The sequence below is a fragment of the Pacificoceanicola niger genome (assembly GCF_048553275.1).
GTDB lineage: Bacteria > Pseudomonadota > Alphaproteobacteria > Rhodobacterales > Rhodobacteraceae > Pacificoceanicola.
In genome coordinates this window covers 1-5,097 of sequence record NZ_JBLZMW010000043.1, presented here as the reverse complement: position 1 = coordinate 5,097, position 5,097 = coordinate 1, and the positions used below count along the sequence as shown (strand labels likewise).

The window sequence follows — 5,097 nt, the reverse complement described above, 5'->3', positions numbered from 1 at the left end:
CCCTCTCATTCATCCTCGAACGAGCCGATCTCAGATCTCGGAAGCGACAGGAAGGTGGGATTGGAACAGCGGTTACGTTTCTCGGCGTCGACAACGGCGCGGGAAAGCTCCTCGCGCTCGCGGCGGACGGCCTCGCGCTCGGCGGCGGCCGCCAAGCGCTTTTTCTCTTCGGCGGCCTCGGCGGCACGGGCTCTTTCTTCTGCCGACACCAGCTGCATGCGCTGATCCTGGCGCCACTGCCACGGCTCCTTTCGCCTCGCCTTCTGCGGCGGCATCTGGCCCCGAGCCCGGGCTTCACGCCTAGCTTTCGCGATCTCGCGCCCTCGAACAAGGCCCATCGGCGCGAACCACTCGGCGACCTCGGTCTGGGCCAGCTCAGCATTCCTGAAATGGACCATGTCCGTGGGCTGCAGCATACGCTGCAGACCCTTGGTCTTTGTCTCTTTCTCGTTCCAGGCGCGGGCGTAGAGATGGAGATGCGGCGTCTTCTCATCATACTCCCAGACCGCGAAGAGCCAGTATTTCCTGGGGATCTTCTTTTCGGCCCAGGCAGTCCCGAGTCTTTCGAACTCAGCGCAAACCTTCGGATCCCTGAAGTCCGCTCCGGCGAAATCTTCGAACCCTTCCTGGCGGAAGAACTGTTCATCTGCGCTCAACAGGATCGACCGAACGACGCCCAGCTCACTCGACTTCTTCCAAGGATCCTTACCCCCTTCAATGCGTCGCCGCGCGGCCTCCTTTCTGCGACCGCGCCGGTTCAATGCTGCGACCTCGTTTCTCATGTTGAGGTGCTTGTATGCCTCGACCTCGGCCAAGAACTCCTCACCCCACGTATCCCTGTTGCCGTGGATGACCTTATTCATGCGGAACCGTTTCGGGTCACAATGCTCGAGGTCCCCTTTGTTGCGCTTGTGATGCTCCTGCATCGCCAGAATCTGCTGCGGGGTATATCCCTCCATGTGATAGACGACGGCGTATGCGGTCATGCCCGTTCTCCTCCTGTTCGGGAGGAGATGTCGCCCGGGTAGAGGCTTCGCTCCCCAGGAGTGCGCCCGGGGTGAGATCTCACTAAACAACCCCGCAAATCTGGCTTGCGGCCAGACCGCCTGCGGCTTTTTCAGGGTTGCTCGTTCGGGCCTTCAGCCGGACCCCTCCGGGGCGGCCAGGGCGTCGTTCCGCACTCCCCTGGACCCCTGCTCCCGGAGAAGGGTAGCTATCGCGCCGCCCCTCTCCAGACCTCTCCCCGCCAGAGGATGAGCGCATGCGCTGCCCCTCCCCTGGACCCCTCCCAGGCGCGCCTGCGGCGGGCCTTCCCTTTCATGTGCAAGAAGCTTCCGAGCCAGGCCGAACGGAGCATCTACTCCAATACACACCGCAAAACAGGAGACATCCAATGCAATACAAACTGACCGCTTCCGCCGAGAACTCCGTCATGTTGACCGTCACCGACGGTGGCAAAGAATGGGAGATGAGCGTCTCGAGGAGTTACGCTGGCCTGTCGATCCATCTCGCCGGGAACGGCGTCACCGACGAGGAACCGGCCTGGCTCCTCAACGAGCTGGCACTCCTCATGCCACCGCAGTTCGTCGACTGCGACGAGCACGAAACTGCTCTGTCCGAGGCTCTGTGAGCGAAACCGCCTGGGCCATTTGGAGGGGCCCCGGCCATTTCCCTACCTGCTCAGGGCCGGAAATCAAAACAACAGGAAATGAGGAATGAGCAAAGGAACAGAGCTCGCGGTCGTCGACCAGAACCCGATCGGTTTCACGCGTGACCACCAGAAGCCCACCGTTGCCGCAGAAGAGTTTGACGGCGAGGTGCCGTTCTAAAGAACACTCAGGCGGCTGTGTGGCGCTGATCCCGCAGCGTGAAATTCCCCGTCAGTCTGCCGCCGCCCATTCCTGCTTGGGTTGTGAGACGCGGGGAAACGGGACAGAGGCATCGCCAGATGCGACTGCCGGGCCTCACTAATTGTGGGGTGGCGCCGAAACGCCTTTAACCAGATGTTGTCAATCTGTTCTTGATAGTTGACTCGGACTTTGGTCTAAGTCGGAAAAAATCCCCGCAGGAGGACGGCATGTCGGGAGAGCAGCCTGTCAAGCTCAAAACACGGAAATCGGTGGAGCTCTTCGCGGGTGCGGGCGGCCTTGGCATCGGCTTGGCCGACGCAGGATTCATTCCCCAGATGGTCGTGGAATACGATCGGTGGTGCTGCGACACCCTGCGCGACAACCACCGGATGCTCGACAAAGACGAGAACGACCAGGATGAGCAGCGTCCCTGGCGTGTCGTTGAAGGAGATGTCCGGAAGGTCGGCTTCAAGGAGTTCGAGGGCAAGATCGACTTGATCTCCGGCGGTCCGCCTTGCCAGCCATTCTCCCTCGGGGGGCGGCATCGTGCATACGACGACGCGCGGGACATGTTCCCGCAAGCGGTGCGCGCGGTCCGCGAGGCCCGGCCTCGGGCTTTCATTTTTGAGAATGTGAAGGGCCTGACCCGCGCGTCGTTCCTCCCGTATTTCGAATACGTGAAGCTGCAGATGGAGCACCCCGAGATGATCGCTCGGGACGGCGAGGCTTGGGAAGATCATCTCAAGCGCCTCGAGCAACACCATACGTCCACGAAGCGGCCGGATCTGCACTACCAGGTGGTGACGAAGCTCCTGAACTCCGCGAATTACGGCGTGCCCCAGAGAAGGGAACGGGTCTTGTTCGTGGGCTTCCGCGACGACGTCGACGCCCACTGGTCGTTCGACCAGGGCGAGTATTCCCAGGAGGCCTTGGTCTGGGACCAGATGTTCGGAGACTACTGGGAACGCCATGGCGTCGCGAAGAAGTGGCGGACGCTCGAAGGCCGTGCGCTGCAGATGTCGAAGCGGCTATCGAAAGAGGAGAAGCCCGCAGGCTTGCCCTGGCGGACTACGCGCGACGCGATCGGAGACCTTCCGGATCCGGAGAATACGCATCGCTCGAACTCGGTCGCTGATCACCGCTTCCAGCCCAATGCCAGGACATACCCAGGTCATACCGGTAGTTACCTCGACGAGCCCAGCAAGACACTCAAGGCCGGTGTGCATGGCGTGCCCGGCGGTGAGAACATGCTGCGCCGGGCCGATGGCTCTGTGCGATATTTCACCGTTCGAGAAGGTGCCCGCATCCAGACTTTCCCGGACGGATACAAGTTCCACGGCGCATGGACCGAGTGCATGCGCCAACTGGGGAACGCCGTTCCGGCGGAGCTCGCGCGCGTGGTCGGGGAGAGCGTTGCAGAACGCTTGGACGAGTCAGAGGTGGCGTAGTGGCGCGCAGACCGGAACTCCGAACAGCGGACGCGACCACCGCCCACCTGGACGAATTCGCCCAGGTGATCCGCGAGGCGCAGATGACCGGCCCCTCGAGGAAAGGCGTGCTCAACGCCATCGCGGCAATGAAGGAGAGGCTCGAGCAACTCGAGCGGGACGTCGATCCCGTGCGACTGCCGGACGCATTCTTCGATCCAGCCGAACCGCGACTGATCGGGCATTTCGTAGCCCTGGCGCTTATCTCCCAGGACCGGGTCCGGCTTGACGCCATTGAACCGTTCTATGGCGCCGGCGTCTATGCGATCTACTACACGGGTCCGGAGGAAATCTACGCGCCGATCTCCAGCACGGAGACGCCGATCTACGTGGGCAAGGCCGATCCTCCCGTCGGGGCCACCTCCGTCGTCCAGCAAGAGACCAAGCTCTTCGGACGGTTGAACGAGCATCGGAGGAACATCGACAAGGTGGCCGGCATAGACTTGGCCCATTTCGAGTGCCGCGCCCTGGCGGTGCAGAGCGGCTACCAAGCTGCCGCTGAGAGCCATCTTATCAATCTGTTCTGGCCGATCTGGAACAACGAAACGAAGATCCTCTACGGTCTGGGCAAGCATGGAGACGACTCCAAGACCAGAGCAAACAACAAGTCCCCATGGGATACCATCCATCCAGGCAGGACTTGGGCGGCGGGAAACCCTGAAGCGAAGTCGGCGGAAGATATCTTGGCCGAGGTTGCGGAGCACTTCGGAAAAACCAGGATATTCGGAGCGACCGAGGACGTGTTTGCCGCGTTCGCTGAGGGTATCCGCCGAGCGGATCGGATCGACGCCGCAGATGAAGAAGAGCCTGACGCCGAGCCGCCGGAAGCGGGATAGAATTGTTCAGGATCAGTGGCTTGCGAGAAAATCGCTTCGGAGGAGTGAATTTCTTTTGGGCCGCCGCGCGTCATGCCTAATTCCATGTCATCGGGATCACACACACCACCCCGATGACACACAGGAAGGCAGGACAATGGCACGACTTAAAGGAACCGACCGCTCTATCGCACGCCTGATGGGCGAGACGATGCACAATCTCCGTGAAGAGATGGAGGCACAGGGTCACAAGGTCCATCATTACTCTCACACGATCGAGGGATGGAACGAGACCTGCTATTTCGCTGATGGATGGCGGATCGAGGTCTCCGCGAATACCGGTCGTCATCAGCGGATTCAAGCAATGATCTGGTGGGAAGAGACCCCCGTCCGCTGCAACCCCGAAACCGGCGAGCGCAACTCCGGTATGGAACATCGCTCTATCGCAGATGGGCCTTCGCACTACAGGATCGGCTTCGACGGCACTCGTCGCGTCTATTGCGATGAGACGCGCGGCTTTCGCGCGATGACCAAGGCCGAGAACGACGCGTGGGACGAGAAGCGCAAGGCGCGCCGATCGCAACTCGTGAAGCCGTTCTCGACCCTCGAAGCCGCCTAACCCCCGCAAAGTCTCCGCCACCCCGACCCGGGCGGAAAGGAGATATTCATGACCAATCTTGACGACATCAATAAGCTCTTCGATTTCCAGTTCGTCGGAGGCGATGACGAGTTCATCGACGCCGGGTTCGAGGCACCTGACGGAACAGTGCAGAACGAAGAAGGGAAATCGAGGAAGCACTCTCCAAGCCTGGCGCGACGTTCTTGAGCGTGTTCGGGAAGCACATCACGGACAGAGTAGCGTTGAAGGGCTACTGAACCGCGCCGGGTTTGCCGGAGGCTGATTGTCGTTAGTTACGCGGCCATGTTTTCAGTTTCCAGAGCTGC

General features: G+C 61.1%; 6 protein-coding genes. 5 read left to right on the top strand and 1 reads right to left on the bottom strand.

What is annotated here, in order from left to right; translation table 11 throughout:
• Window positions 1-5: 5 nt before the first annotated feature.
• Complete coding sequence (locus tag ACN2XU_RS24095; RefSeq protein ID WP_419412876.1) at window positions 6-986, bottom strand: plasmid recombination protein; 981 nt, start codon at window positions 984-986, stop codon at window positions 6-8.
• 407 nt (window positions 987-1,393) lie between these two features.
• Here ACN2XU_RS24095 and ACN2XU_RS24090 point away from each other — a divergent pair, with 407 nt between their 5' ends.
• The 5 genes from ACN2XU_RS24090 (at window position 1,394) to ACN2XU_RS24070 (ending at window position 4,978) form a co-directional block, all read left to right on the top strand.
• Window positions 1,394-1,630 carry a hypothetical protein gene (locus tag ACN2XU_RS24090; protein WP_419412875.1) on the top strand — a complete coding sequence of 79 codons (237 nt, stop codon included), beginning with the start codon at window positions 1,394-1,396 and terminating at the stop codon, window positions 1,628-1,630.
• 447 nt (window positions 1,631-2,077) lie between these two features.
• Window positions 2,078-3,298: a DNA cytosine methyltransferase gene (locus ACN2XU_RS24085; protein ID WP_419412874.1), complete on the top strand. Its 1,221-nt coding sequence runs from the start codon at window positions 2,078-2,080 to the stop codon at window positions 3,296-3,298.
• Window positions 3,298-4,173, top strand: a complete 876-nt coding sequence (locus ACN2XU_RS24080; protein WP_419412873.1) for an Eco29kI family restriction endonuclease — start codon at window positions 3,298-3,300, stop codon at window positions 4,171-4,173. Before ACN2XU_RS24085 ends, ACN2XU_RS24080 begins: the two co-directional genes overlap by 1 nt.
• Window positions 4,174-4,309: 136 nt before the next feature.
• A complete protein-coding gene (locus ACN2XU_RS24075; protein ID WP_419412872.1) occupies window positions 4,310-4,771 on the top strand; it encodes a hypothetical protein in 462 nt (153 codons plus the stop codon).
• A gap of 48 nt (window positions 4,772-4,819) precedes the next feature.
• Window positions 4,820-4,978 (top strand): hypothetical protein, encoded by a 159-nt coding sequence (locus ACN2XU_RS24070; protein WP_419412871.1) that lies wholly within the window; start codon window positions 4,820-4,822, stop codon window positions 4,976-4,978.
• Window positions 4,979-5,097: the final 119 nt, after the last annotated feature.

Excerpts from the sequence above, each read along its gene's own strand:
- ACN2XU_RS24095 (WP_419412876.1), bottom strand. The coding sequence starts at position 986 with ATGACCGCATACGCCGTCGTCTATCACATGGAGGGATATACCCCGCAG.
- ACN2XU_RS24090 (WP_419412875.1), top strand. The coding sequence starts at position 1,394 with ATGCAATACAAACTGACCGCTTCCGCCGAGAACTCCGTCATGTTGACC.
- ACN2XU_RS24075 (WP_419412872.1), top strand. The coding sequence starts at position 4,310 with ATGGCACGACTTAAAGGAACCGACCGCTCTATCGCACGCCTGATGGGC.
- ACN2XU_RS24085 (WP_419412874.1), top strand. The coding sequence starts at position 2,078 with ATGTCGGGAGAGCAGCCTGTCAAGCTCAAAACACGGAAATCGGTGGAG.
- ACN2XU_RS24070 (WP_419412871.1), top strand. The coding sequence starts at position 4,820 with ATGACCAATCTTGACGACATCAATAAGCTCTTCGATTTCCAGTTCGTC.